This is a genomic window from Candidatus Binataceae bacterium (genome assembly GCA_035294265.1).
GTDB lineage: Bacteria > Desulfobacterota > Binatia > Binatales > Binataceae > DATGLK01.
This window is the reverse complement of record DATGLK010000021.1, coordinates 1-23,188: the sequence shown is the minus strand read 5'-3', so window position 1 is coordinate 23,188 and position 23,188 is coordinate 1. Positions and strand designations below refer to the sequence as shown.

Below are 23,188 nucleotides of genomic sequence, written 5' to 3'. Positions count from 1 at the left end.
GACGAGGGCGATGGGCGGGTGCTTGAAAACTCTTGTCATTCAATCACGTTGGATGGCTGTGGTGTCGGTCGCCGCGGGACTGGGAATGGTTGTGGCAGGTTGCGGAAGTGGCAGTAGTAGCTCCACCCCGGCCCCCACCAGCCTAACCTTCTCCACCGGCGGTGAGTTGCCCCAGGGAATCGGGATCGACGCCGACGGAAACGCCTGGATCGCAAACGAAGATAGCAACACGGTCACCGAGCTGTCCCCAAGCGGCGCGGTGATTGCGACCATAACCGTGGGCAGCGCACCACACGGGGTCAAGATCAATCGGACCGCGGGCCAGCTCACCAGCGGTCAGATCTGGGTAGAGAACACGGGCAGCAGCAACGTTACGGTGCTTAGCGCTAGCGGCAAGGTTATCAATACCTATCAGACTGGGCCCGGCGATACCCAGCCCCAGCATGCCGTCTTCGATAGCCAGGGCAACGCCTGGGTTACCAATCAAGCCGCCGATAACGTGGTCCAGATCAGCCCCAACGGCAATATTTTGACCACGGTGGCGCTGCCTTCCAATACCAATCCGCACGCGATTGCCGAGGATGCTTCGGACAACCTGTGGGTCGCGGGTTACAGCAGCGGCACGGTGACCAAGATCACCTCCGCCGGTAATATTGTAGGGACCTTTGTGGTCGGGCAGAAACTTACCGGCAATGCGATCGATCTCGTCGGCAACCTGTGGCAATCGGTTTCGGCCAGCGCGGCGGTGGCCGAGCTGTCGCAGAGTGGGAATCTGATGGGAACCTTCACAGTCGGCTCGACCCCGCGCGGGGTGACTATCGATCGGGCTGGGCAGGGGCAGGTGTTTGTCGCCAATCAAGGCTCCAATAATGTTACGGAGCTCAGCCCCAGCGGCGCCGTTATCGCCACCTTCGCGGTGGGTTCGCAGCCCGAGAACATGGCAGTGGATGAGCAGGGCAACCTGTGGGTGACCAATGCCGGCAGCGACAGCGTTACGGTACTGCTTCACGTGGCGCCTCCGGATCTCTCCGGCGATGACAGTTCTGACGGCTAGGAGAAGCCGCGCGGGGTTGGTCTTGGCCAGTCCAAGCCTCCAAGCGCGCGGCTAAAACTCGGCTTGACCCTGGGTCGAACCCGCTTATATACGATATGGCAGGTTGGTCGTGCGGGCCTGCGCGACCTGCCCTGTCTGGAAGAATCGTGTTAGACTCGACTAGCTGGGTGCGATGTGAAACACACATCTGGGGTGCGGCGATATGTTGGAGGGTTTGGGACCGCGTTGATTGCCTGCGCGCTGACCCTCTTGCCGATGCCGGTAGCTGCGGCCCCTCAGGAATTTCAAGTCGCGGGCTTGATTGCGATGGCCAGCGAATTGTTGCCCGGCGCAGCGCAATACCAGGCGCCTTTGCGGGGGGTACCGCCCTCGTCGATTGCGCTGGCTAGTCCGCATCGGCCATGGCAGGAGGCGCCGATGCGCTCCTGGATTGCAGATGCGGGTGGCTGCGCTAGGTGCCAGGATTGGGCCGGCAATATTGTCATTGCCGAGCCGGCCAGCGCGCTCGCCATCGAACGCGCGCCTCCTACGAACTGAAAATCACGCCTCATTCCCTAAATCGCTCGCATTGGCGCGACCGACTACGTCAGTTGTGCCCAAGGCAGAGCGAAATGCCAGTGGATGTATAAGTTATGGACCTCGAAGTATGGGAAGGTTTCGGTTGGTGCCAATAATCCAAAAATCGGCGCTTCTTAAAGCAATTGCGTGGGCGGCGCCGATGGCTGCCACTTTGCTCGGCCTGCTTGCGCTGGCGGGCTGCGATGGGGGGCGCCTCAAACCCGCGCAAGCTCAGGAACCACAAGTCAGCGTCCTGCCCGAGTTGCTGCGTCAACCTGACGGTATAGAGGCGATGCGGCTGCCTTCCCATATTGAGGGGTTGACCCTGGCGGAGGTCCACAATGTGCTTCAGCCCGGGGTTTTGGAAACCACGGGCAAGATTAGTTTCGACGACCGCCGGGTCGCGACGATCGCGTCGCGAGTGGCCGGGCGGGTCGAACAAGTGTGGGTGTCGCAGTGGGATAACGTGCGGCGAGGCCAGCCGATCGTAACGCTTTACAGTCCCGACTATATGACCGGCGAGGCCGAATACCTGCAGGCGCGGGCCACCGCGCAAATGAAGTTGGGGCCTGACGCCAGTGAGTTGGGAGCCTCGATGGTGGCCGCGGCGCAGCGCAAACTAGAGTTGCTGGGATTGCCTCCCGAGGAGATCGCCGCGTTGCGTGTGCCTAGTGCGACCACCGTGGTGCGTGCGCCAATCGCCGGTACGGTGGTGGAAAAAAAGGTCCTGCGCGGCGCCTTGGTTAATCCCGGCGATCAACTGTTTACCGTGGGCACGCTTGAACAGGTTTGGATCACCGCCGACGTCTACGAGGACGATCTGGCGCGGGTGAGGGTCGGTCAGCAGCTCATCGCCGAAACCCCGGCATTTCCCGGTGAACTGTTCAAAGGCGTGGTGGCGCGCATCAGCCCGGCGATCGATCCGGATACCCATACGGCCCAACTGCGCTGCCAGGTGGCCAATCCCGGACTCAAGCTAAAGCCCGAGATGCTGGCCCGGGTCCGCATCGTTACACGCCCGGGGCAGGCGCTGGTGGTGCCACAGGCTGCTCTGGTCTTCGATGTCAACGCCTATTTTGCCTATGTCGAGACTGCGCCGGGCCGGGTGGTGCGCCGCCGGGTGACTATTGGTCCGTGGGGCAGAGAGGGTTATGTGCGAGTGCTCAGCGGACTTGTGGCCGGCGACCGCGTGGTAGAAGGCGAGTCGATCCAGGTCGATACGTTGTGGCATCAGGCCCACGGCGTGGGTGCCTGAGGCGCCGCGATGATCCCGGCCATAATGGAATTGGCCTTGCGCCAGCGTGTGGTGGTGGTGGGTCTGGCCGTTGCTCTGCTGGTCGCGGGAATGTTTTCCTTCCATCGGCTCGATATCGAAGCCTACCCCGATCCGGTGCAGCCGTTGGTGGAGGTTTTGACCCTGCCCAGCGGCCTGTCGGCCGAGGAGGTAGAGCGAATTGTAACCGTGCCAATCGAATACGCGGTAAGCACTTCACGTGGGCTGGTGCGGATGGACTCGATCTCGCTCTTCGGCCTATCCGATATTCGCTGCTATTTCGATTGGGACAGCGACTATTATTGGGATCGCGAGGAGGTCATCAACAACCTCAGCTTCGTGACCCTGCCGGCGGGGATCACGCCGGGCATTTCGCCGGAAAATCCAATCGGCGAGATCTATCGCTACACGGTGGAAAGCCCGCAACACGACATGATCGCGGAGAAAACGATCAATGACTGGGTAGTGGCCAGACAGCTTCAGACCGTGCCCGGAGTGATCGGGGTCAGCACCTTCGGTGGGCTGACCAAGGAATATCACGTCGACGTCGATCCCCAGTTGCTCCAGCACTACGGGATTTCGCTCTCCACGCTGACAAGCGCGATCGCCAACTCCAATACCAATGCCGGCGGCAATTACCTGACCGTGGGTGAACAGGCCTTCGATGTGCGTGGGATTGGCCTGATTCATAGCCTGAGCGATATCCGCGATATCGTACTATCAGCCAACAAGGGCACCCCAATCAGCGTGCGCAACGTCGCTGATGTCAGCGTGGGCTATGCCCCGCGTCTTGGGGCGGTGGGGATGAACGGGCGCGACGAGGTCACCGAAGGGATCGTGCTGATGCGCAAGTACGGCAAGACTTTGCCGACCTTGCGAGGGGTCGAGCGCAAGGTCGCGGAGCTCAACCGCAACGGCCTGCTTCCCCCCAACTATCGCATCGTGCCCTATTACGACCGCACCAGTCTGGTTGACACGACCTTGCGAACGGTACTGGAGAACCTAACCGTCGGAATGGTGCTGGTGTTTTTGGTGCTGGTGTTTTTTTTGGGCAATGTGCGCGCCGCGCTGATTGCCGCGGTGAATATTCCGCTGGCGCTGTGCGGGGCCTTTATCCTGATGCGTTACAACGGGACGGCCGCCAACCTGATTTCGCTGGGCGCCATCGACTTCGGGATCATCATCGACAGCACCGTGATCGTGGTCGAGAACATCCATCGCCATCTGACCGCCACCGATACGCCGCGCGACGGTCTGGGGGTACAGCGCGGGGCGCAGGAAGTAGGCGGGGCGATTTTCTTCTCCACCCTGATTTTCGTAATCGCCTTTTTGCCGCTGTTTACGATGCGCGGCGTGGAAGGGGCGATCTTTTCACCGATGTCGCACACCTATGCCTATGCGCTGGGTACCGCGATTGTGCTGGCAATCACGCTTTCGCCAGTGCTGGCCTCCTACCTGCTGGCAGGTGGCGACCGGGAAGGGCGCAACTTTATCTGGCTTGGGCTGCGCCGCTTTTATCATGGGATTTTTGTGCGCGCCCTCAGCTGGCCGCGCCTGACTTTGACCATAATCCTGCTGCTGGCTGCCGCCGGCTTCTCGCTTTTCCCCCGCCTGGGCGGCGAGTTTCTACCCAAATTGGAAGAGGGCAATATCTGGGCGCGGGCCACGATGCCGTTGACCATATCGCTGGATCACGGCGCGCTGCTTGCCAACCGCATGCGCGCGGTCTTCAGCTCTTTTCCCGAGGTTACCAACGTGGTCTCGCAACTGGGACGTCCCGATGACGGGACCGAGACCACTGGCTTCTTCAACATTGAATTCAGTGTCGATCTCAAGCCGCAGGAACAGTGGCCGCGCGGACTGAGCAAGGTCCAGTTGGTCTCCCAGATGGACGCACGCCTGCGCCGCGCCTTTCCCGGCGTGTCTTTCGGCTATTCGCAAAACATCGAAGACAACGTTGACGAGGCGATGTCGGGAGTTAAAGGGACCAATTCGGTCAAGGTCTTCGGTCCAGACCTGGCGGCGGACGAGCGGGTGGCCAATCAGGTGATGCGGGTGATGGGCCGCGTGCGTGGCATCACCGACCTGGCGGTCTATCGGTCGTTGGGGCAGCCCAACGTGCTGATTACACCCGATCGGGAGGTCTGCGAACGGTACGGGCTTAACGTGGGGGACGTTAACGCGGTGATTCAGGCCGCCATTGGCGGCCAGTCCGTGACCCAGGTACTGCAGGGCGATCGCAGTTTCAACCTGGTAGTGCGCTGGAAACCGCAATATCGCACCAACCTGGACGCGATTCGCCAAATTCGAGTCAGTCTTCCCAGCGGCGGCTACGTTCCACTGGCGCAGGTCGCCGACATTCGGGTGGCCGAAGGCGCCTCGTTTATTTACCGCGAGGGGTTGGAGCGCTACGTACCGCTGCGTTTCGCGGTGCGTGGGCGCGATTTTCAAAGCGCGGTGCAAGACGCGCGCCGTCAAGTCGAACGCGAGGTCAAGATGCCGCGCGAGGTCAGTTTGCAATGGGCCGGGGAATGGCAGGAACTGCACCAGGCCAACGAGCGGCTGAAAATCGTGGTACCGATCGCGCTTTTGCTCATTGCGGGCGTGCTCTACGGAGCGACCCTCTCGTTGGTCGACACGGTGGTGATCATGGCCCAGGTCCCGATCGCCTGCCTGGGCGGAATCGTGGCTCTGTACCTGACCGGCGTGCCCTTCAGCGTTTCGGCCGCGGTCGGTTTCATCTCCATCTTTGGCATCGCGGTCATGGACGGCATCCTGCTCAGTTTCTATATCCGGCAACTGTGGGAAGAGGGGCATAGCTTCAAAGAGGCTATCGTCATGGGTTCCGATCGCCGCTTCCGCGCCATCATCATGACCGCGCTGGTGGACGCCATCGGACTGCTGCCGGCGGCGCTCTCCACCCGCATCGGGGCCCAGACCCAGCGTCCCCTTGCGATCGTCGTGATCGGCGGCGCGTTGGCAATCATCTTGGTTACTCGAATCTTCCAGCCCGTCCTGATCTACCTGCTTCACCGTCGCCTCCGCCTGGCCGATCAGCGTGGGCCAGTTGTCGCAATTTAGGTCTGCTTCAATCGCCCGGGAGTGGCAGGCGGCGCCCGTGCGATCGGATAGTATGGTTGGTGACAGGATGGAATTGATGGCGGGACCGGCGATCGAAGTCAGCAAGCCCCCGGCGCGCTGGCTGGCGTTTATTGAGGCGCACAAGGGCAACTTGACTTTGCTGCTTTCGGCGCTGGTTTACGCGGCAAGCTGGCTGGTGGTGGAGCTGACCCCCTGGCGGAGTGCGGGCGTGCTGACCCGCTCGGTGGGTGAAGCCTCATTGGTGGGCGGGATGTGCGATTACATCGCGCTCAAGATGATTTTCGAACAGCGCTGGTATCTGCCCAACTCGGGCGTTCTGCCGCGCAACCGTCAGAAGCTGATCGAGGGAATCGCGGCAACCATCGAAACCCAGTGGCTGACGCCCGAGATGATTGAACGCAAGCTGCGCGAGCTCAAGCTGGTCAACCGGCTGGGGCGCTATCTGGAGGGCGTGTCCGCCGGCTCACTGCTGGAGGGCGGCCAGCTCTCGCGCTTGTGCCAGAACCTCGCGCGTTACGTGGAATCGGAAAAACTGCTGGACTTCTTCGAGGCCCGTCTACGCGCCGCCGCTCCGCGCCCGGTCCGGGTCGCCAATTCCGTGGGGCTGCTGACTTTTCGTGATCTCAGCATCCGCATCGCCGGCGAGCTGCGCGAGCTGATTGTCGGCCTGCCGGCCAATGCCGCCTTGATTGGCGAGTTGGAGGGGCGAATTCACGCGCTGGGGGAAGAGCTGCAACAGCGCCACAGCGCGACCCGAGGGACCGCCGAACGGCTTATCGATACCCTGGTCGATCACGCGGTTACCGCGACTCGCGGCCAAATCGCGATGATGGTCAAGGAAAATCTTATGAGGCTGGACGACGAGCAGATCCGCCATCAGATCGAGAGCCGCACCCGCACCCATCTGGATTGGATTCGGGTCAACGGCGGAATCTTCGGCGCAATTTTCGGTGCCCTGTTCGGGCTGTTCAACTTCGTACTGCATCAGCACATCAACTGGTCAGTGTTGCTACGCTGAGCGGCTAGACGCGTGCATCCAGCCGCTCCAGGAGTGCGGGCAATTCTGCCAGAGCCTCGATGCGATGTGGGGTGCTCACCCGCTGACCGACGCCAATGAAGCCGACTCCTGCCGCTGCGGCCGCTTCGCTATCGATGGGGCTGTCGCCGACGTAAATCGCATGCGCCGCGCCGACTCCCGCGCGCTTCATGCACAGATTGAGTAGATCGGGCGCGGGTTTGGGAGCGACCGCATCCTGCAGGCAGGTGATTGCGTCGAAAATATCGCGCAGGTCGAGGTGCTCGATTAGAGCCGGAACGGTGGTGGAGCGGTTGGTGGCCAAACCTAGCTTGTAACGCTGGCGTAAGCGGTGAAGAAACGGACGCAGTTCGAAGGGAGGTTGGAGCAGGCGAAAGAAAGGGGCCGCATCCAGCTCGGCCGCCACCGCCGCCATCCGTTCGCGCAAGTGCAGGTCGGCACCCGCGCGCTGGGCGAAAACTTCGCGGGTAGCCATGAAGATGCATTGGCTTTGCTCGTGCGGCTCCAGACAGGGTTGCCCGACTTGGGCGAAAATCGCGTTGTAGAAGGCGATATTGGACTGGACTGATTCGAACAGGACGCCATCGGCGTCAAACATTACAAACTCAATCATCGCGAATAAGAGGTTAGGCGTTTAGTTCTGTACGCGGACAAGGGATTGGGCGGGGGCGCCTTTGTGCCCACTGCGCCGCGCCTGACGCCTTGACTACAAGGCGCAAGTTGAGAGCGGGCGCTTGAAAACTTGCCACGCACGTTTTCAGGTGAAAGAGGGCTTGTTCAGCCTCGAGATCCCTCGCGAAGGGCCGCGTTGCCGCAAGTCGTTTATGCGTCACAGCAGAAAAGTCAGGTTGTCGATAAAGGCGTCGCTGTTGATCAAAATCACTTTTTTGCTGGCTATCTTGAAACCCTCCTCCGAAGGGCGCAAATGATGGGTGGTACTGCCGGCGAACAGATCCTGTTTGCCCAAACGCTGCTCGGCCAAAAGAAAGTTGGAGCGCACCACGACCTCGCCTGCTGGGGTCTCGTCGAACTCGAAATTGGAGATCACCCGGCACAAGCGCGAGCGCGGACTCTGCGCGTAGGCCACTCCACTTTTAAGTCGTGAGATGCGTCCCTGGAGGCGGACGTAATCGTCATAGATCAACGATACGTCCTTGCTGGGGTCGCTGTCTTCAGCCCCAGCCGGCACCCAATAGCGTGCGTCCTGGGCCCACAAGGTCAGCCATTCGTCGTAGCGGTGCTCGTCCATCAGGCGTGCTTCGTGGAAGACGAACCGTTCTAGCCTGGTGCGATCAATGGTCATGACGTGGCTCTCGGGCTTGGCGTGGCGCCGGCACTCGCGCGGTCATCTGGGAACCCGTGTCTTTGAGGGCACGAGGCTTACGGGTGGGCCGCTGACTCATCACTTCGAGCCACTGCGCCCAAATCCCGCGTTGGGTCAACTCGTCGGTACGCGCGGCCACGGTGGTGCCGTCAACATCGCGCCGCTCGCGCGCTGTCCCGCGGTAAAAGCGCAGCCAAGGGTCGAGCCGATCGGCAGCTAGCCCTTTTTGCACACGTTCCAGGATCTCGAGGTCGTCGGGAGCGCCGAAGCTGGCCGGGCCGAAAAATGCCTCATGACCGCGCAGTCGAGCCGCATTAACTTCATCGCTCAGCCATGCCAGCCGGGTCGGATAGGCCGAGACCTCGGTGTAGTCTGGACTCACCGGTTGAATGACTCGGATCTGCACGCCGATTAAAGCGATGTTGGGAAAAATCACGGTATGAGTGAAACCCTGGGTCAGGCTGTGTTCGGTGCGTTCGTGACCAAAGCGCTGGACCAGTTCCTCAAAGTGCTGCTGGCCGGCGGGGGTGGTGGGGCGTACCTCGGGCAGCGGTTCGCCGTTGAGCGCGTCGTACATCCGGCTCCAGTAGTCGAGCATCACGTGGCCGCCGCCGAGGTCGCGGGTAGCGGCGAATTGGCTGCCAGCGAATTGCCCTTTGTAATTGTCGGCGGCGCCAGCTATTCGCGCTCGTTCTTCGAGCAGGCCGATATAGGAGGCATGTAGGGTGATTGCGTGATAGCCGTCAACCGCGTTCTCGAGCGGTAATTTCCAGTTGGCGCGCAAGTCATACTTGCTCGCGCCTCCGTTCACCAGCACTTCCTCGCCGCTGGAGAAGGCCACAAAGCGATCGATTTGTTCGGCCGCGCGGCCCAGATGCTGAGCCAGAGTGATGCCGATGGGGCTTAGGCTGGCGAAGACGAAGCCACGATACTGCTCCACGCGCGGCACCTTGATTAATCCCATCTGGTCGCGGCGAAAGGCGGTGCCGTCATAAGCGTCGGGAAAGGGCACCCCGCTGAGGCTGCCATCCAGTCGGTAGGTCCAGCCGTGATATGGGCAGCGCAGCGCCGGCAAGTTGCCGCGCTCATCGACGCAGACCTGCGCGCCGCGATGGCGGCAGCGATTGATAAACAGGTTGACCTCCGCGTTCTTGTCGCGCACCATCAGCACCGGTTGCAAGCCGATCCGTTTGGTGCAGAAGTCGCCCGGCTCGGGAACCTCGCCGACGTGACCGACGTAGACCCAGCCGTGATAAAAGATTCGCTCCAGCTCTGCAGCGAAGATTCGCGGGTCGGTATAAAGGCTGCCATGTACGCGATCGGGTTGGACCAGGGCATGGTAATTGATAGCGGTGGCGCGCACGGACGATCCTCCTCGTTGAGCCTTGGCTGAGCTCCAGGGCTATAAATGGCGGCCGACCGCCTCGGCCACGGGTGCCAGCGCCCGCATCAAATCGGCGAAGCGACTGGGGCGCAATTGCTGGGGGCCGTCGGAGAGCGCCTGCTCGGGCTGCGGATGAACCTCTATCAGCAGGCCGTCGGCGCCCGCCGCCACTGCCGCCAGCGCCATCGGAGTGACCAGTGACCAGATTCCCGTGCCGTGGCTGGGATCGATCACGACCGGCAAATGGGTCCATTCCTTGAGCACCGGCACCGCGGTCAAATCCAGGGTGTTGCGGGTGGCGGTCTCGAAGGTGCGGATGCCGCGCTCGCACAGCACCACCTGATGGTTGCCGGCCGACAGCACGTACTCGGCAGCCATCACGAATTCTTCCAAGCGAGTGGACATGCCGCGCTTGAGCAGGACAGGCTTATCGATCTTGCCGAGGTGACGCAGGAGCGCGAAGTTTTGCGCGTTGCGGGCGCCGACTTGCAGCAAGTCGCAATGGGCGGCCACCCGCTCGATGTCGTGGGTGTCCATGACCTCGGTCACCACCGGCAGGCCGTTCTCGCGCCCGGCGTGCTCCAGGAGCAGCAGCCCCTCGTCCTCAAGTCCCTGAAAGGAATAGGGCGAAGTGCGGGGTTTGAAGGCGCCGCCACGCAGCATATGGGCGCCGGCCGCCTTGACCGCGCGTGCCACCGCCGAGACCTGCGGGCCGCTTTCCACAGCGCATGGCCCCGCCATCACCACCACTCGCGGACCGCCGATTTCCACCCCACCCGCCGAAATTCTGGTGCCCTCGGGATGAAGCTCACGGCTAGCCAGCTTGAAGGGGCGTAGCACCGGCATCACGCTGTCCACGCCGGGCAGCTGCTCCAGTTGCTGCAGCTCGTCCTTGCCCCGTTCCTCGCCGACACAGGCCACCACCGTGCGTTCTACCCCCACGATTCGATGGGCCTGAAAGCCGGCCTGTTCAACCCGCGTCACCACGCTCCCGATCTGGTCGGGAGTGGCGTGCGCTTTCATAACGACGATCACGCCTATGCTCCAGGTGGCAAAGTCAAGCTCGATTCTACGCTTGTGCGCGGGTTCGAAGAACCAGCGTCAACTTTCGCATCGGGTCTTTCGCCAGGTCAAGCAGCTTTTTGTGGGCAAAAAAAGGCGGCGGCACCGCAAGAGTGCCGCCGCCGTCATTCAGCCGTGGTTGCCTGGCTACATCATGCCGCCCGGAGGCATCGCCGGCGCGGCTGGCTTTTCTTCGGCCTTTTCCGCCACCATGCATTCGGTGGTCAGCAACAAGCCGGCAACCGAAGAGGCGTTCTGCAAGGCACTACGTACCACCTTGGTGGGGTCGATAATGCCCGCCTTCATAAGGTCCTCGAACTCCTCGGAGGAGGCGTTGAAGCCGAAGGCGCCCTTGCTGTTTTTGATCTTATCGACCACGATTGAGCCTTCCCAGCCGGCGTTGGTGGCGATCCAGCGGGCAGGCTCTTCTAACGCTTTGCGCACGATGTTGACGCCGGCCTTCTCGTCGTCGGACATCCGCAGGCTGTCCAGCGCCGCCAGCGAGCGAATAAGGGCAACGCCGCCGCCGGGGACCACTCCTTCCTCGACCGCCGCGCGAGTGGCGTGCAAGGCGTCCTCGACCCGCGCCTTTTTCTCCTTCATCTCCACTTCGGTGGCCGCGCCCACGCGAATCACCGCCACGCCGCCGACCAGCTTGGCCAGCCGCTCCTGGAGCTTTTCGCGATCATAGTCCGAGGTGGTCTCCTCGATCTGCGCGCGAATCTGCTTGATCCGGCCCTCGATGTCGGCCTTCTTGCCGGCGCCATCGATAATCGTGGTGTTATCCTTGTCGGAGACGATCCGCTTGGCTCGGCCTAGGTCGTGCAGGGTAACGCTCTCCAGCTTGATCCCCAGCTCTTCGGCGATCACCTTGCCGCCGGTCAGAATCGCGATATCCTCAAGCATCGCCTTGCGCCGATCGCCAAAGCCCGGGGCCTTGACCGCCACGCAGGACAGGGTGCCGCGAATCTTATTGACCACCAGGGTGGCCAGGGCCTCGCCCTCGACATCTTCGGCAATCAGAAGGAAGGGCTTGCCGGTCTTGGCGATCGCCTCCAGGATGGGCAGCAGGTCCTTCATCGCCGAGATCTTCTTCTCGTGAATCAGGACGTAGGCATCCTCCAGCTTGGCTTCCATTCGCTCGGGATCAGTGACGAAATAAGGCGAAAGGTAGCCGCGGTCAAACTGCATCCCTTCGACCACTTCCAGTGTGGTCTCCAGCCCCTTGGCTTCTTCGACCGTGATCACCCCTTCTTTGCCCACCTTCTCCATTGCCTCGGCGATAATTTCGCCGATAGTGGAGTCGTTGTTGGCCGAAATGGTGCCGACCTGGGCGATCTCGCGCCGATCCTTGGTGGGTTTGGACATGGTCTTCAGCTCGCCGACCACCGATTCCACCGCACGGTCGATGCCACGCTTGATCGACATCGGATCGTGACCCGCCGCCACCATCTTGATGCCCTCGGTAAAAATGGCGCGCGCCAGCACGGTGGCCGAAGTGGTTCCGTCGCCGGCTACGTCGGAGGTCTTGGAGGCCACCTCTTTGACCATCTGGGCGCCCATGTTTTCAAACTTGTCTTCGAGCTCGATCTCCTTGGCTACCGTGACGCCGTCTTTGGTCACGTTGGGAGCGCCGAAGCTTTTTTCCAATACGACGTTGCGCCCCTTGGGGCCCAGGGTAACCGTGACCGCGTCGGCCAGTACATTGACGCCCTTGAGAATCTTCTCGCGGGACTCCTGACCGAAACGTACAATTTTGGCAGGCATGTGTATTCTCTCTCCTCCGCTTTAAAGCTTAAGCCGCGCGCGCCGCGCCTTACTCCAGCACTCCGACGATCTCGTCCTCGCGCAAAATCAAATGCTCTTCGCCTTCGATCTTGACCTCGGTGCCCGAATATTTGCCGAACAAAATCCGATCCCCCGCTTTGACGTCGGGAGGTACCACCTTGCCGTCATCGAGCGTCTTGCCCTTGCCCACCGCTACCACTTTGCCCTCCTGGGGCTTTTCCTTGGCGGTGTCAGGGATAATAATTCCCCCCTTCGTCTTTTCTTCCTCCTGAATCCGTTTGACCAGGATCCGATCTCCCAGCGGTCTAATCTTCATGGTTTAAGAACCACCTCCTTGGCTTGCTGGCGACAGAGCTGCCGCACTCGCCACCCAAGCTAACCATAATCTGCCTTCTGTCAACTGGCACTCTCGATAGGAGAGTGCTAACCGGCCTTTTTCCGGCAGCCCTGTATCACAGGCGAATAAATGACGAAAAAAAGGGCGTGCTCGATCCCATGTGAACAGGTTTGGGATGCGGAGGCCAGGTCGATTTGATTCCGCGGCGGCGCAAAGCCTAATATTTTGACCACGCGGGTCAGCCTTGAGGTCAGAGAATCACCATGAGACGAAGCATCGATCGCATCCTGTGCTCGCACGCCGGCAGTTTGCCCCGGCCGAGCGATGTCCGTGACCTGGTCCTGGCTCGAGAAGAAGGTGGCAGGGTTGAGGCCGCAACGCTGAATGCGCGTCTGCGCGGCGCGATTGAAGAAGTGGTGCGCCAGCAGGTGCAGTGCGGAATCGACGTCGTGAATGACGGTGAATTCTCCAAAGGTAACTTTACCAACTATGTGCGGCTGCGGATGGCGGGAGTCGAGCAGCGCGAGGTTGAAACTCCCACCAACCGTGGCATCACCATTTATGCCCGAGATGCGCAAGAATTCCCCGAATACTTCGAACGCGGTGCAGGGCGCGGGCGCGGCTTTGGAGCGCTTCATTCAGTGTGTGTCGGCCCGCTCCGATATATCGGTCAGGAGGGGGTCGCCGCCGATGTGGCCAACTTCAAAGCGGCGCTGATGACGGCGGGGGCCGATGTCAGTGACGCCTTTCTGCCATCGGTGGCCCCCGGTACCATAGAGCATTGGCTTTTAAACGAGCATTATCCCAGCCAGGAGGCCTTCCTGACCGCGATCGCCGAGGCGATGCGCGAGGAATATCGCGCTATCGTCGAGGGCGGCTTCATTTTGCAAATCGACGATCCCGATCTGCCCGACGCCTGGCAGATGCACCCCGAAATGGACGTGGCGACCTATCGCAAATTTGCCCGGCTGCGAGTCGATGCGCTCAACCACGCGCTGCGCGACCTGCCCGAGGATAGGGTGCGTTTTCACACCTGCTGGGGCAGTTATCACGGTCCGCACAAATACGATATCGCGTTGTGCGAGATCGTGGATTTGATTTTGGCCGTGCGTGCCCAATGCTATTCCATCGAGGGCTCCAATCCACGTCACGAGCATGAGTGGCGGGTGTGGGAATCGGTCAAGTTGCCGGAGGGCAAGATTTTGATGCCCGGGGTGGTCGGCCATTGCAGTGACTTTATCGAGCATCCCGAGCTGGTGGCCGAGCGGCTGGTGCGGCTAGCTAAAGTGGTGGGACGCGAAAACCTGATCGCTGGCACTGACTGCGGCCTGGGCCATCGCGTCGGCGATCCCAAGATATGCTGGGCTAAGTTCGAGGCGATGGCGCAGGGGGCACGGCTGGCCAGCCGTCAGCTCTGGAATCAGTAGCCTTTATGCCAAATAAACTTGCACTCAGAGTCGCAATTGTCGGTCGCCAGTGTTGAAGATTAATTGCGTTTGTATTCCCCCGCGTCCGCTTTTCTTTGCGGGAGTGGGACGATGCTGCGCGCCGGTTGCCTGTTTTGTGCAACCAGCGTGAGCCGCGGGTGAGGGTGCAACCGCCTGCGACGTGTCGTTATTGTCGCCTTAGCCCAGCTCGCTGAGGTTACTTGCGGTGGTGCTTAACCCAGTCTCTTCATCCGCTTGCCTGTAACTAACCAGATAGGCTTGCTCGCCAAACTCTGTACCCTGGCGGTGGCGGTGGGGCTCGACGTCCTGGCGCTCTCGATCGGCATCGGCGTTACCCGTATTGCGCCGCGCGCCAGGCTTAAGGTTGGTGCAGCTTTTGCCGCCGCGGAAATCGTCATGCAGGCGCTAGGCTACCTGGTGGGCACTGGCGCAGGAGTGCTGTTGGGCAAAATCGCCAGCGATGCCAGCCTCCTGCTGCTCGCACTGATCGGCGCGCTGATGGTTTACCAGGCTGGGCGGGGGGAGCGCGACAAAAAGTTCGACTTGAGTTGCGGTCCGGCCCTGTTGCTGGCCGCGCTCTCAATCAGCTTGGACTCGCTGGGCGTGGGTATCGCGCTACCCGCTCTGGGTATTCCGCTTGCACCCCTGCTGCTGACGGTTTCCCTCACCACCACTATGTTCACCCTTACTGGCCTCAGTTTTGGTGCGCGCCTGGGCGAGCGCTACGAAACTATCGCCGAAGTGACGGCCGGCTCGATGCTGATCCTGATAGCTTTGTTCTTCGCTGGTACTCACCTGATATAAGCGTGCCTGGGAGGGGCCACGGAAAGAGTCGATTCGATGACCCAATTGCAACGCCAGCGCGGGCTGATTCTTGCCGGCCTGTGGATAGTTATGATTTTCTTGCTTGCGCCCTGCTATGGCACTTTTGGCGTTTATCTGCTGCCGCTGGTGCGTGAATTCCATTGCGGACGCGCGCAAATCTCGCAACTCGCCTTCGCCTCGGCGCTGACCGCGGGCTTCCTGTCGCCGCTGGCAGGATGGCTGCTGGAACGGATCGAAGCCAAGTGGATGTTTGCCGCCGGCGCCCTGTTCGCCGCTGCCGGCTACCTGTTGGCCAGCCACGCGCATTCACTCAGCCTAATGACCGCGGCCTACGCGATCGTGGGAGTGGGGATCGCCGCCGGCACCCTCATCCCGACCACGGTGGTAGCTGCCAACTGGTTTGCGCAAAGCCGCGGGCTGGCTTTGGGCGCGACCATGGGCGGGATGTCGGTCGGATTGTTTTTCGCTCCAATAATCATTGGCCACCTGCTGCTTCATCACGATTGGCGCCTGGCGATGGGCGCGATGGCAATTCCGATGCTGCTCGTGGTAGTGCCGGCCGTGCTGCTATGGATCCGCACTTTCCCTCCCGAGGGCCACCGAAATCGGCATTTGGGCGAGGCCGAGCCCGGCCTGACCTTGAAGGCAGCCATGCGCACACGCTCCTTGTGGCTCATCCTGCTATTGCATTGCTGCTTTTCTCTGGCCTGGTACCTAATATTCGTACACGCCGTGCCGATCCTGGTGAGCAACGGGTTTTCCGAAAGCAGTGCCGCCACCCTATTCGGCATTCAAGCCCTGTTTTCGCTTATCGGCTTTGTCGGTAACGGGCTGCTGGCCGATTGGATCGGAGCGCGATCCACCATGATGCTGGCGTTAGCGATTTGGTGTCTGGCCCTGATTGCACTCCATCACGCCAATCCTCACGGCAGCGGGATGCTGTGGGCGGGAGCCTATCTGTTGCTGTTTCCCTTTGCTGGGCCAATCGGTAACACGATTACCCCTCTGATCGCCGCCGACGCGCTCGGAATGCGCTCCTTCGGCACTCTGGTGGGGCTGCTCCATTTGCTCGCATCGGTGGCCGGGGCGCTGGGGCCGGTAATCGCGGGGGGAATCTTTGATCTCAACGGCAACTACCTTCCCGCGCTGTACTTATCGGCCAGCCTTGCCATGCTAGGTATCCTAGCCACTTGGATGGTAGTACCGGTGCCCGGCCACGACGTAGTTCAGGAAAATACCGTAGACCGGCCAGCGCTGGCTGCGGGTGCCTAGCTGACTTTTTCCCTTGATCTTTGATTTTCCGCCAAGGGTATATAAGAGAAGGGGCAGGAGGCGCGATCTTTTTCCATAGCCTGCCAATCGAGCAACGCCGTGCCCCGGGTCGGCGGTACGGTCTGATGCAAAGGAGAGGAGGAGCGATGGCCGAAATCGTGACCGCGCTTGCGAGCGCCAACAGCCCAATGCTGATCCTCAGCCCTGAGCAATGGCTGATGTACGCCGAGACCGACAAGAAAAACCCGCAGCTCTACGATCTACAGGGGCGCACGATCAGCTATGAGCAATTGGTTAAGCTTAACGGCGAGCGCTACGCTCAGGAAGCCAGCCTTGAGCACTTCAAGCAGCAGCACGCGCAGATTCAGCGCGCGCTGGAGCGGCAGACCACCGAGCTGGCCGCCGCCAAGCCGGACGTCGTGGTGATTTTGAGTTACGTCTCGCGTGATCTGTTCGGGTTGGACAATCAGCCCAGCCTGTACATATTCGGCGGGCCCAAAATGATCGCGCGCGGCCATCCGCTGCCGCCCGACGCGCCGGCCTGGATGCGTGATCAGGCCGCGGGCTGGGGTCAGGATCGTCAGCGCGAGTTTCCCGTCGCCAGCACTTTCGCGCGCGAGTTGGCGGCGCGCCTGGCCATCCAGGCCGACGTGGCCTACTCCGAGGAATTGCCCAATCCGGCCAACCTGGGCTTCGGCCACATCTTTACCTACCCGGCAATGCGGCTTCTCGGCGCCAACCCCACCCCGGTGGTGCCGATCGCGATCAACGTGATGATGGAACCTAATATCCCTCCGCCGGCCCGCTGTTATGCGATCGGACAAGCACTGGCCGCGGCACTGGATGGCGTTGCGGGGCGAACGCGAGTGGCCATAGTATCATCGGCCTCGCTGTGCCATTTCACAGTCAACGAACCTCTCGACGGTCAGGTAGTGCGGGGGTTGCGCGAAGGCAAGCCCGAGCTATTGCGCGGCGTACCGGTGAGCAACCTCAATGGGCAAAACGGGCAATTGCGCATTTACATAACACTGGGTGGGATGCTGGGAGATCGTTCTATTCGATGGAGCGAATATCTGGCAATCTATCGCACCCCGGCCGGCACCGGTGTGGGCTTGTTCTTCGCCGGTTGGTAATTTCACCGCAGGTGACGCGAGCGCTGGTCGTCTGAGCGCAGGAACTTCGTACGACCTCACGGATGCCTGCGCCGAAGTCTTAGCCTTAGCTGTTATTCGCTTTCCTGCTGAGTGCGTAACTGCTCCAGTTCCTGGCGTTGCCGCTCGATTTCCTGTTGTTGCTGCTCGAGTTGATTCTGGGCCTGCGCCTGCTGAGCTTGCTGGTTTTGCATTGAATTACCCACCATGTAGCCTCCGCCGGCGCCTAGCGCGCCGCCGAGCAAGGCTCCCACCAGCGGATGGCCGACCGCGGCGCCGATCAGCGCGCCGGCTCCGCCTCCCAGCACACCGCCGCCCAGGGTTCCCGCCTCGCCGGTCGTCATGGGTTGGGAGGAACATCCCAGTCCAGTCAGAGTGATCGCCAAAGCTGCCGTGATTATCCAAAATCGCGCCTGGCCCAGCTTCATATCGATGGCTCCCCGGCGGCCCAAACTTCAACTTCCGCCGTCTATTTTGACGCGGCAGGCTCGGGAGTCGTTTACTGCAGGCCTGAGCCAATCAGCCGGCGAGCTTTGCTCTCAACCCACGCTGATTACAGGGGAGCAGACTTTTCGCCGGCTCCGGCGCCGGGTAGCAGTAGCCGGACTGGTCGAGGATTCGTCCGCGCACCGTTCCTGCCAGTGACGCAAGCGTGCGCGCAGATAATCGGGGTCAAGGTCGAGGGCGGCGCAAATGTTATCGAAGGAAAACAGCCATGCGCTGTCGTGCAGATCGACCCAGGCCTTGGCCTCTGCCGCCAAGCGCTGGGCTTTGGCATCGCCCAGCCGCGGCCGGGCGATCAAACAAGCGATCGCGTCGTCGAGTACACTGAGCATCAGGAGCCGCTCGCCGTCAAGCGCGTGGCGGCGGCGCAGCCGTGCGAAGTATTGCACTGGAAGCAGCAATTCAGGGGTGACTGCCGCCGGCCACGCTTCATCCGCTATCGCGGTCAACGGGCTTGGCTCTTCGGCTGCTTCGTACTCGTTCACCGGTCCAGACCTTGGCATCCTCATCTCATTCCTCGATTTTTTGGTCCTCGCTAACGCCCGACTCGGTATTGCACGCAGCCGCCGATCGGGTCGTACGTCAGCTTAGACGCGCGCGCAAGCTTTTTCGTTGACCGCTATGTTAAATCTGCTCAGCGCTGGGATTTTGTTGAAGAAGGGTACCCAGCTGGGTTTGAAGACTCCCCCAAGCGCCCTTCATGGGTTGCTTGTTTACTACCAGGCAAACGCAAAGCCCATACCGGTGGGCATGACATTCCCCTGGGCGGTGGTTGGAGTGGGCGCCGAAACCGCAAAGATCTTGAACCGATGCGGATCTATTTCGTGCCGCTTATGCATCCACAACAGCAATTCGGTGGTACCGGTGCCGAGCAAGGCCGCGCCCACGACGTCGGAGAACCAATGGGCGTTGTGCCCCATGCGGCCGAAGCCATCGAGCAGGGCCAGCGAGTAAACCGGTGTCGCCACATACCAGCGATTGTCGAAGTATTCGCTTACGCCGGTTGCCAGGGCGAACATGGGGGTGACGTCGCCGGATACAAAGGAAGCGCCGCCGTCGAAAAATGCCAAATGGCTGGAGCTCTGGCGCGGGCGCAAGCGGCCGAAGGCGGCCTTGATACCTATATCCGCCAAGGTGGCCACGCCGGCGCCTTCTCCGGCCGTGATAGCGTATTGACGCGCCCGCGCGTCGCCGCTGTAGAGCCCCCAGGCGTACATCAGACCAGTGCCCACGCTGACCGAATCATAGCTGATATCCTGCAATAAGGTGGCGTCACTGGGGGACATGCTGCGCAGGTTGGCTTTCATCACCTTATCCATCGCGAAGGCGCCGCCAAATAAGGCCAACGACCCTCCCACAATTAGGTAAAAGCGCGGGTTGCTGATCCAGCTTTCGGTATCCTTGATATGCAATGGTGACCTAACCACATCGATCGCGTCCTCGCTGACGTTGTTGACCAGGTATTTGAAATCCGAGCCGAGTTCGGAGCCTACGGTAGACAATTTGGGCGGCGGGGGAATGCTCTGGGCCTGCGCGCTCGCTGCGATCAGGGTTAGAACGAGTGCGCCGCAAAGCACGGTCTGGGGACGTCTCTTACACGCTGTCATGCTTGCCTTCCTGAATTTAGGTATCGAAACTTTAAGTATCGAAACTGACGTCGAGGCCGATCTCGGGTCCAAACGCCGACCAGCGCAGAAAATTACCGTCCTCGCTAGAGGTTTCCAGCTGACGATAGTAGTAATAGAAAAACCCCACCATAGGCTGAAACGGACCGAGCAGGTCGGGTTTATAAAAGTAAATGCGCAGATGGGCTTCGATGTTGCTTTGGGCTGCCCACACCGTGCCACCTTCGTTACGCAAGGAGTTCCAGCGATTGATCCAATTACCCTGAATTACGCCGTTGAAGTAAAAATTTTCCGACAGCGGCCGGTAGGCCTCCACTCCGATCGTCGGCATCGGCATCGACTGATGATAGAAATCCTCTTTGGTTTCTTTACCGTGCGAGTTCGCCACTACCGGCGCGTGGCCGCCGTCAATTACAAAATTGATGTAGGTGAAATCGATCCCGACCAGGCCCCGCACGTCCCAACGCTGAAGCCAGCGCGGCGCGCGGGATTCGTACGGGGCGTACCAGGAACGGAAGGAATGCTCATAGTAGAAGCCGCCCGCGTACCAGTCAGGACTGGTGTCAAGGGTCTGGTTGCCGGCGAGGGTCGCGCCGTTGAAATAGGCCGGCGAACTGAGAAAGTGGCTACCGCCAATCGCGAAATAACGAAAGCGAAAATGAAAGGCACTACGCTCGCTTATCCAGTAGCGCAGATCGAGGCTAGGAATCTGCTCTTGGCTCAAGCCCAGGTTGCCGAACTCAAGTCCGGTTCCCTGAAGCGAGAATTCCCGCACCCGCACCAAGCTGCCCGGTCCGGTGAAGCCGAACATCCCTTCCACTTGCAGGTCAATCTGACCGCGCGTTGGGCTGAGCAAACTGGGGCCGGAGCCGAGGACTGGCAGGCGCGGCGTCGTCAAAAACCACGGCCAGCGATGTTCGACTGAATAACCTGCGGCGCCGCCTACTAGCGCGCCGATCGCCGCGCCGGCCGCCATCCAGGGCAGGGCGCCGCCACGGCCAGCGCCAGCGCCTTGCGCGAACACCGGCCAAGCCGCCGCATAGGCGCCTGCAACGGCGCCGATCGCGCCGCCCTCGATGGTGGCGTCGCGTTCCTGTACCACTGAAGCAAAGGACGATGTAGCCGGTCCGGAGGAGGCGATTTGTGCGTTCGTATCGACTCCCCACGTCAAGGTAATAGTCAGCGCGATGAGCGTTGCTTCGTAGACGACCGATGTGGCTGATACGATCGTCATATTTTTCCGCCTTCGGCGACCGCCGCCGAATTAGTCAGCCGGGGTGCGCCGTATTTGAGTAATCGTCCGAGAGCGGTGACTTATTTAGAAAGCGAACGAATATAAACTACCAAATCTGCAATGTCGTGAGCGGTAAGTTTGTCGCCATAGGCCGGCATCGCACTGGACTTGCCCGTCGCCTTTCCACCTTTGCCAATCACTTGAGCGAGTTGTTCGTCCGTCCACCTCTTCATCGCGGCGGCGTTGGTGAAATCGACCGGACGCCTGACTAGACCGGTCATGGCCAGCACCGTGATGGCAAATCCGTTGCCCCGTCCGTCATTGCCGTGACAGGAAGCGCAATGTTGCTCGAAGAGCTGGTGCCCTTGATCAGCCTGGGTGGCCGGCTGAGCCCGTGCCGAGGGCGCGCCAACGAGAAGCAAGGTAATCAGGACTGCGGGTAATGTCAGCCGGCTCATGGGTGAGGCTCCGTCGTCTCAGGCTCAAGGTGAGCTGGAATCATATAGCAGAACCTTATGTGCGGCCGGACCTCTGGCCTGCCAGCGCACCTGTCCATGGGCCTGAACGTCGATGGTCACGGCCGGGCTCACTTTTAAAAACAACACGCTGGGGTCTTCGAGGCCCCAAGCGACATAGGGAATCACGAAACGGGTTTTGGCGCTGATCAAGTCGCGCTCGTTATGCACCAGCAATTCGATAGTCATCGGATGAGAGGTTCCGTGCAGTCTCATCAAACCGCGCAAACGGGCGCGAAAATCGCCCTGTGGCGGGCCCAAGAACTGAACCTGTTGGGGAATAAAGGTGACTTCCGGAAAGTGGCTGGTCTCCAGGATGCTGCTGCGCATCCTCGCGTCGCGCAGACCGTCTCCGCTTTGACCGCTATCCGCGTCGACCACCAATGCGCCCTGCGCGCTTCCGGTAGCAGGATCGAGCCAGATCGTCCCGCGCTTGAGCTGAAAGCTTCCGTGCACTGTATGCACGGTGGTGTTCAGAGTGAAATTGACATGGGTCTTTGCCGGATCGAGTTCGAGCAGCGCGATGGACGATGCCGCCCGAGCCGCCCCAGCGGCCAGCACGAGTGAGGTCAAAAGAACACAAAGCGTGGGAGTGCAACGCATCAATTGCTTACCGATAAGCCAGGGCTCCCAGGAGCCGCAGTCAACAGTCGCCAACCCAGGGCGGCCATGGCGACCAGGTCAATGGTGCCGCGCGGCTGGCGCTCGGCGTGGTCGGCAAGCAGGCGAGTCATGATCGCCGGATTACTCGCCAAAACCGCCAGCACCCGGCGTCGTAGCCAGCCGTGATCGCCCATAAGCAGCAAAAGCCGCGCCATCCGCCGCGCCGGTGTGTTCAACCGACGATGGTGGCGCTGGTAAGTGGCCAATTCGCCCTGGCTCAGGGCCGGGCCGAGCACTCGGGCTTGAGCGAAAGCCAGGGATAGACCCGCACCGGAGATCGCGTCCACCGCACCCGAGGCATCGCCTACCAAAGCCATTTTCGGTCCAGCCACGCGGCCTACGTGGGTGGTGTAGGTGGCAGCGGCGGCGAGCGCGCCGAGCCGAGGCGCACGCGCCAAGCGTGCGGCGAGCGCGGGGAAGCAGGCCGCCAGTTCGTTAATGTGCAGTCCTGGTGGGTCGGCCACTACCGCGATACAAATCGTGCGCGGTGCCACTGGTGTTACGTAAGCCTGGCCGCGGCGGTGCCAATAGACTTCAACTAGATCGGTCCAGGGAGCTAGCCCGAAATGTTGGCGAAAGCCAAGCCGCCGCCGCTGCACGCGTGCGGAGATCCCGGCCCATTGACGCATGCGCGAGTTAAGTCCATCGGCGGCCACAATCGCTCCCGCCGCGATCCGCTCGCCGCCAAGGTGTAGTTGGCCGCCGCGGTCGTGCACCTTGGCACCCCAACGCATGTTCACGCCCAACTCCGTGGCGCGTTGGAGCAGCAAGCGATGAAGCACGTCGCGCCGGATGCCCAGTCCGGGATGGGTGGGAAAGTAGGCTTCGGCTTGGATCGCCGAAGGGCAATCGATGAAGCGGATGCCTTGAAAGGGGAAGGCGATGGAGGGATGGGGAAAGATTCCCCACCGCGCCAGAGCTGTTACTCCATCCGGCAAAACCCCTTCCCCGCACGGCTTATCGATCGGCCCCTGGCTCGCCCGATCGGCAACCACTACCGTCAGCCCCTGTAACCGGGCCTCGATAGCGGCAG

At 61.2% G+C, this 23,188-nt stretch carries 22 protein-coding genes; 9 read left to right on the top strand and 13 right to left on the bottom strand.

Translation table 11 applies throughout. The features are described from left to right. The first annotated feature begins 22 nt into the window (after nucleotides 1-22). The 5 genes from VKV28_03775 (at nucleotide 23) to VKV28_03755 (ending at nucleotide 7,005) form a co-directional block, all read left to right on the top strand. On the top strand, nucleotides 23-1,054 hold the full coding sequence (locus VKV28_03775) for an NHL repeat-containing protein (protein HLH75908.1): 1,032 nt from the start codon (nucleotides 23-25) through the stop codon (nucleotides 1,052-1,054). Between the two features lie 174 nt (nucleotides 1,055-1,228). Continuing rightward, nucleotides 1,229-1,591 (top strand): hypothetical protein, encoded by a 363-nt coding sequence (locus tag VKV28_03770; protein ID HLH75907.1) that lies wholly within the window; start codon nucleotides 1,229-1,231, stop codon nucleotides 1,589-1,591. A gap of 181 nt (nucleotides 1,592-1,772) precedes the next feature. Beyond that, entirely contained in the window at nucleotides 1,773-2,867 is a 1,095-nt protein-coding gene (locus VKV28_03765; GenBank protein ID HLH75906.1) for an efflux RND transporter periplasmic adaptor subunit, read from the top strand. A 9-nt stretch (nucleotides 2,868-2,876) separates the two neighbouring features. Then, entirely contained in the window at nucleotides 2,877-5,966 is a 3,090-nt protein-coding gene (locus VKV28_03760; GenBank protein HLH75905.1) for a CusA/CzcA family heavy metal efflux RND transporter, read from the top strand. 52 nt (nucleotides 5,967-6,018) lie between these two features. Further along, nucleotides 6,019-7,005: a DUF445 family protein gene (locus tag VKV28_03755; protein HLH75904.1), complete on the top strand. Its 987-nt coding sequence runs from the start codon at nucleotides 6,019-6,021 to the stop codon at nucleotides 7,003-7,005. A gap of 4 nt (nucleotides 7,006-7,009) precedes the next feature. Here the strand turns inward: VKV28_03755 and VKV28_03750 are convergent, their stop codons facing one another. From VKV28_03750 to groES, 6 genes are all read right to left on the bottom strand, one after another. Beyond that, entirely contained in the window at nucleotides 7,010-7,636 is a 627-nt protein-coding gene (locus VKV28_03750; protein ID HLH75903.1) for an HAD family hydrolase, read from the bottom strand. 216 nt (nucleotides 7,637-7,852) lie between these two features. After that, the gene (locus VKV28_03745; GenBank protein HLH75902.1) at nucleotides 7,853-8,326 is read right to left on the bottom strand and encodes an aromatic-ring-hydroxylating dioxygenase subunit beta; all 474 of its coding nucleotides are present in this window, start codon (nucleotides 8,324-8,326) and stop codon (nucleotides 7,853-7,855) included. Then, nucleotides 8,316-9,710: a Rieske 2Fe-2S domain-containing protein gene (locus VKV28_03740; GenBank protein ID HLH75901.1), complete on the bottom strand. Its 1,395-nt coding sequence runs from the start codon at nucleotides 9,708-9,710 to the stop codon at nucleotides 8,316-8,318. The genes VKV28_03745 and VKV28_03740 overlap by 11 nt, the downstream gene beginning before the upstream one ends. A gap of 39 nt (nucleotides 9,711-9,749) precedes the next feature. Continuing rightward, entirely contained in the window at nucleotides 9,750-10,754 is a 1,005-nt protein-coding gene (gene aroF, locus VKV28_03735; GenBank protein ID HLH75900.1) for a 3-deoxy-7-phosphoheptulonate synthase, read from the bottom strand. 186 nt (nucleotides 10,755-10,940) lie between these two features. Beyond that, complete coding sequence (gene groL / locus VKV28_03730) at nucleotides 10,941-12,560, bottom strand: chaperonin GroEL (GenBank protein ID HLH75899.1); 1,620 nt, start codon at nucleotides 12,558-12,560, stop codon at nucleotides 10,941-10,943. A gap of 49 nt (nucleotides 12,561-12,609) precedes the next feature. Then, on the bottom strand, nucleotides 12,610-12,897 hold the full coding sequence (groES, locus tag VKV28_03725; protein HLH75898.1) for a co-chaperone GroES: 288 nt from the start codon (nucleotides 12,895-12,897) through the stop codon (nucleotides 12,610-12,612). Between the two features lie 284 nt (nucleotides 12,898-13,181). On the opposite strand from groES, the gene VKV28_03720 reads away from it, so the two are divergent. The 4 genes from VKV28_03720 (at nucleotide 13,182) to VKV28_03705 (ending at nucleotide 17,596) form a co-directional block, all read left to right on the top strand. Continuing rightward, nucleotides 13,182-14,345: a cobalamin-independent methionine synthase II family protein gene (locus tag VKV28_03720; GenBank protein HLH75897.1), complete on the top strand. Its 1,164-nt coding sequence runs from the start codon at nucleotides 13,182-13,184 to the stop codon at nucleotides 14,343-14,345. 279 nt (nucleotides 14,346-14,624) lie between these two features. Then, nucleotides 14,625-15,170, top strand: coding sequence for a manganese efflux pump (locus tag VKV28_03715; GenBank protein ID HLH75896.1), 546 nt, complete (start codon nucleotides 14,625-14,627; stop codon nucleotides 15,168-15,170). A 36-nt stretch (nucleotides 15,171-15,206) separates the two neighbouring features. Continuing rightward, complete coding sequence (locus VKV28_03710) at nucleotides 15,207-16,463, top strand: MFS transporter (GenBank protein ID HLH75895.1); 1,257 nt, start codon at nucleotides 15,207-15,209, stop codon at nucleotides 16,461-16,463. A gap of 146 nt (nucleotides 16,464-16,609) precedes the next feature. Beyond that, nucleotides 16,610-17,596 carry a hypothetical protein gene (locus VKV28_03705; GenBank protein HLH75894.1) on the top strand — a complete coding sequence of 329 codons (987 nt, stop codon included), beginning with the start codon at nucleotides 16,610-16,612 and terminating at the stop codon, nucleotides 17,594-17,596. Nucleotides 17,597-17,688: 92 nt separating this feature from the next. On the opposite strand, the gene VKV28_03700 is transcribed toward VKV28_03705, so the two are convergent. The 7 genes from VKV28_03700 to VKV28_03670 all read right to left on the bottom strand — a co-directional run. Continuing rightward, nucleotides 17,689-18,042 (bottom strand): glycine zipper domain-containing protein, encoded by a 354-nt coding sequence (locus VKV28_03700; protein HLH75893.1) that lies wholly within the window; start codon nucleotides 18,040-18,042, stop codon nucleotides 17,689-17,691. A 111-nt stretch (nucleotides 18,043-18,153) separates the two neighbouring features. Next, nucleotides 18,154-18,621 carry a hypothetical protein gene (locus VKV28_03695; protein HLH75892.1) on the bottom strand — a complete coding sequence of 156 codons (468 nt, stop codon included), beginning with the start codon at nucleotides 18,619-18,621 and terminating at the stop codon, nucleotides 18,154-18,156. Between the two features lie 213 nt (nucleotides 18,622-18,834). Beyond that, the gene (locus VKV28_03690; GenBank protein HLH75891.1) at nucleotides 18,835-19,725 is read right to left on the bottom strand and encodes a phosphatase PAP2 family protein; all 891 of its coding nucleotides are present in this window, start codon (nucleotides 19,723-19,725) and stop codon (nucleotides 18,835-18,837) included. A 31-nt stretch (nucleotides 19,726-19,756) separates the two neighbouring features. Then, the gene (locus VKV28_03685; protein HLH75890.1) at nucleotides 19,757-20,977 is read right to left on the bottom strand and encodes a hypothetical protein; all 1,221 of its coding nucleotides are present in this window, start codon (nucleotides 20,975-20,977) and stop codon (nucleotides 19,757-19,759) included. Nucleotides 20,978-21,057: 80 nt separating this feature from the next. Then, the gene (locus VKV28_03680) at nucleotides 21,058-21,435 is read right to left on the bottom strand and encodes a cytochrome c (protein ID HLH75889.1); all 378 of its coding nucleotides are present in this window, start codon (nucleotides 21,433-21,435) and stop codon (nucleotides 21,058-21,060) included. A 24-nt stretch (nucleotides 21,436-21,459) separates the two neighbouring features. Further along, a complete protein-coding gene (locus VKV28_03675) occupies nucleotides 21,460-22,065 on the bottom strand; it encodes a YceI family protein (protein ID HLH75888.1) in 606 nt (201 codons plus the stop codon). 29 nt (nucleotides 22,066-22,094) lie between these two features. Continuing rightward, nucleotides 22,095-23,188, bottom strand: a 1,094-nt coding sequence (locus VKV28_03670) for a hypothetical protein (protein HLH75887.1), incomplete at its 5' end; no start/stop codon positions are given.

Bases quoted from the DNA above. Each gene is read 5' to 3' on its own strand.
- VKV28_03765 (HLH75906.1), top strand. From the start codon at position 1,773: ATGGCTGCCACTTTGCTCGGCCTGCTTGCGCTGGCGGGCTGCGATGGG.
- VKV28_03760 (HLH75905.1), top strand. From the start codon at position 2,877: ATGATCCCGGCCATAATGGAATTGGCCTTGCGCCAGCGTGTGGTGGTG.
- VKV28_03755 (HLH75904.1), top strand. From the start codon at position 6,019: ATGGTTGGTGACAGGATGGAATTGATGGCGGGACCGGCGATCGAAGTC.
- VKV28_03750 (HLH75903.1), bottom strand. From the start codon at position 7,636: ATGATTGAGTTTGTAATGTTTGACGCCGATGGCGTCCTGTTCGAATCA.
- VKV28_03745 (HLH75902.1), bottom strand. From the start codon at position 8,326: ATGACCATTGATCGCACCAGGCTAGAACGGTTCGTCTTCCACGAAGCA.
- aroF (HLH75900.1), bottom strand. From the start codon at position 10,754: ATGAAAGCGCACGCCACTCCCGACCAGATCGGGAGCGTGGTGACGCGG.
- groL (HLH75899.1), bottom strand. From the start codon at position 12,560: ATGCCTGCCAAAATTGTACGTTTCGGTCAGGAGTCCCGCGAGAAGATT.
- groES (HLH75898.1), bottom strand. From the start codon at position 12,897: ATGAAGATTAGACCGCTGGGAGATCGGATCCTGGTCAAACGGATTCAG.
- VKV28_03720 (HLH75897.1), top strand. From the start codon at position 13,182: ATGAGACGAAGCATCGATCGCATCCTGTGCTCGCACGCCGGCAGTTTG.
- VKV28_03710 (HLH75895.1), top strand. From the start codon at position 15,207: ATGACCCAATTGCAACGCCAGCGCGGGCTGATTCTTGCCGGCCTGTGG.
- VKV28_03705 (HLH75894.1), top strand. From the start codon at position 16,610: ATGGCCGAAATCGTGACCGCGCTTGCGAGCGCCAACAGCCCAATGCTG.
- VKV28_03700 (HLH75893.1), bottom strand. From the start codon at position 18,042: ATGAAGCTGGGCCAGGCGCGATTTTGGATAATCACGGCAGCTTTGGCG.
- VKV28_03695 (HLH75892.1), bottom strand. From the start codon at position 18,621: ATGCCAAGGTCTGGACCGGTGAACGAGTACGAAGCAGCCGAAGAGCCA.
- VKV28_03690 (HLH75891.1), bottom strand. From the start codon at position 19,725: ATGACAGCGTGTAAGAGACGTCCCCAGACCGTGCTTTGCGGCGCACTC.
- VKV28_03685 (HLH75890.1), bottom strand. From the start codon at position 20,977: ATGACGATCGTATCAGCCACATCGGTCGTCTACGAAGCAACGCTCATC.
- VKV28_03680 (HLH75889.1), bottom strand. From the start codon at position 21,435: ATGAGCCGGCTGACATTACCCGCAGTCCTGATTACCTTGCTTCTCGTT.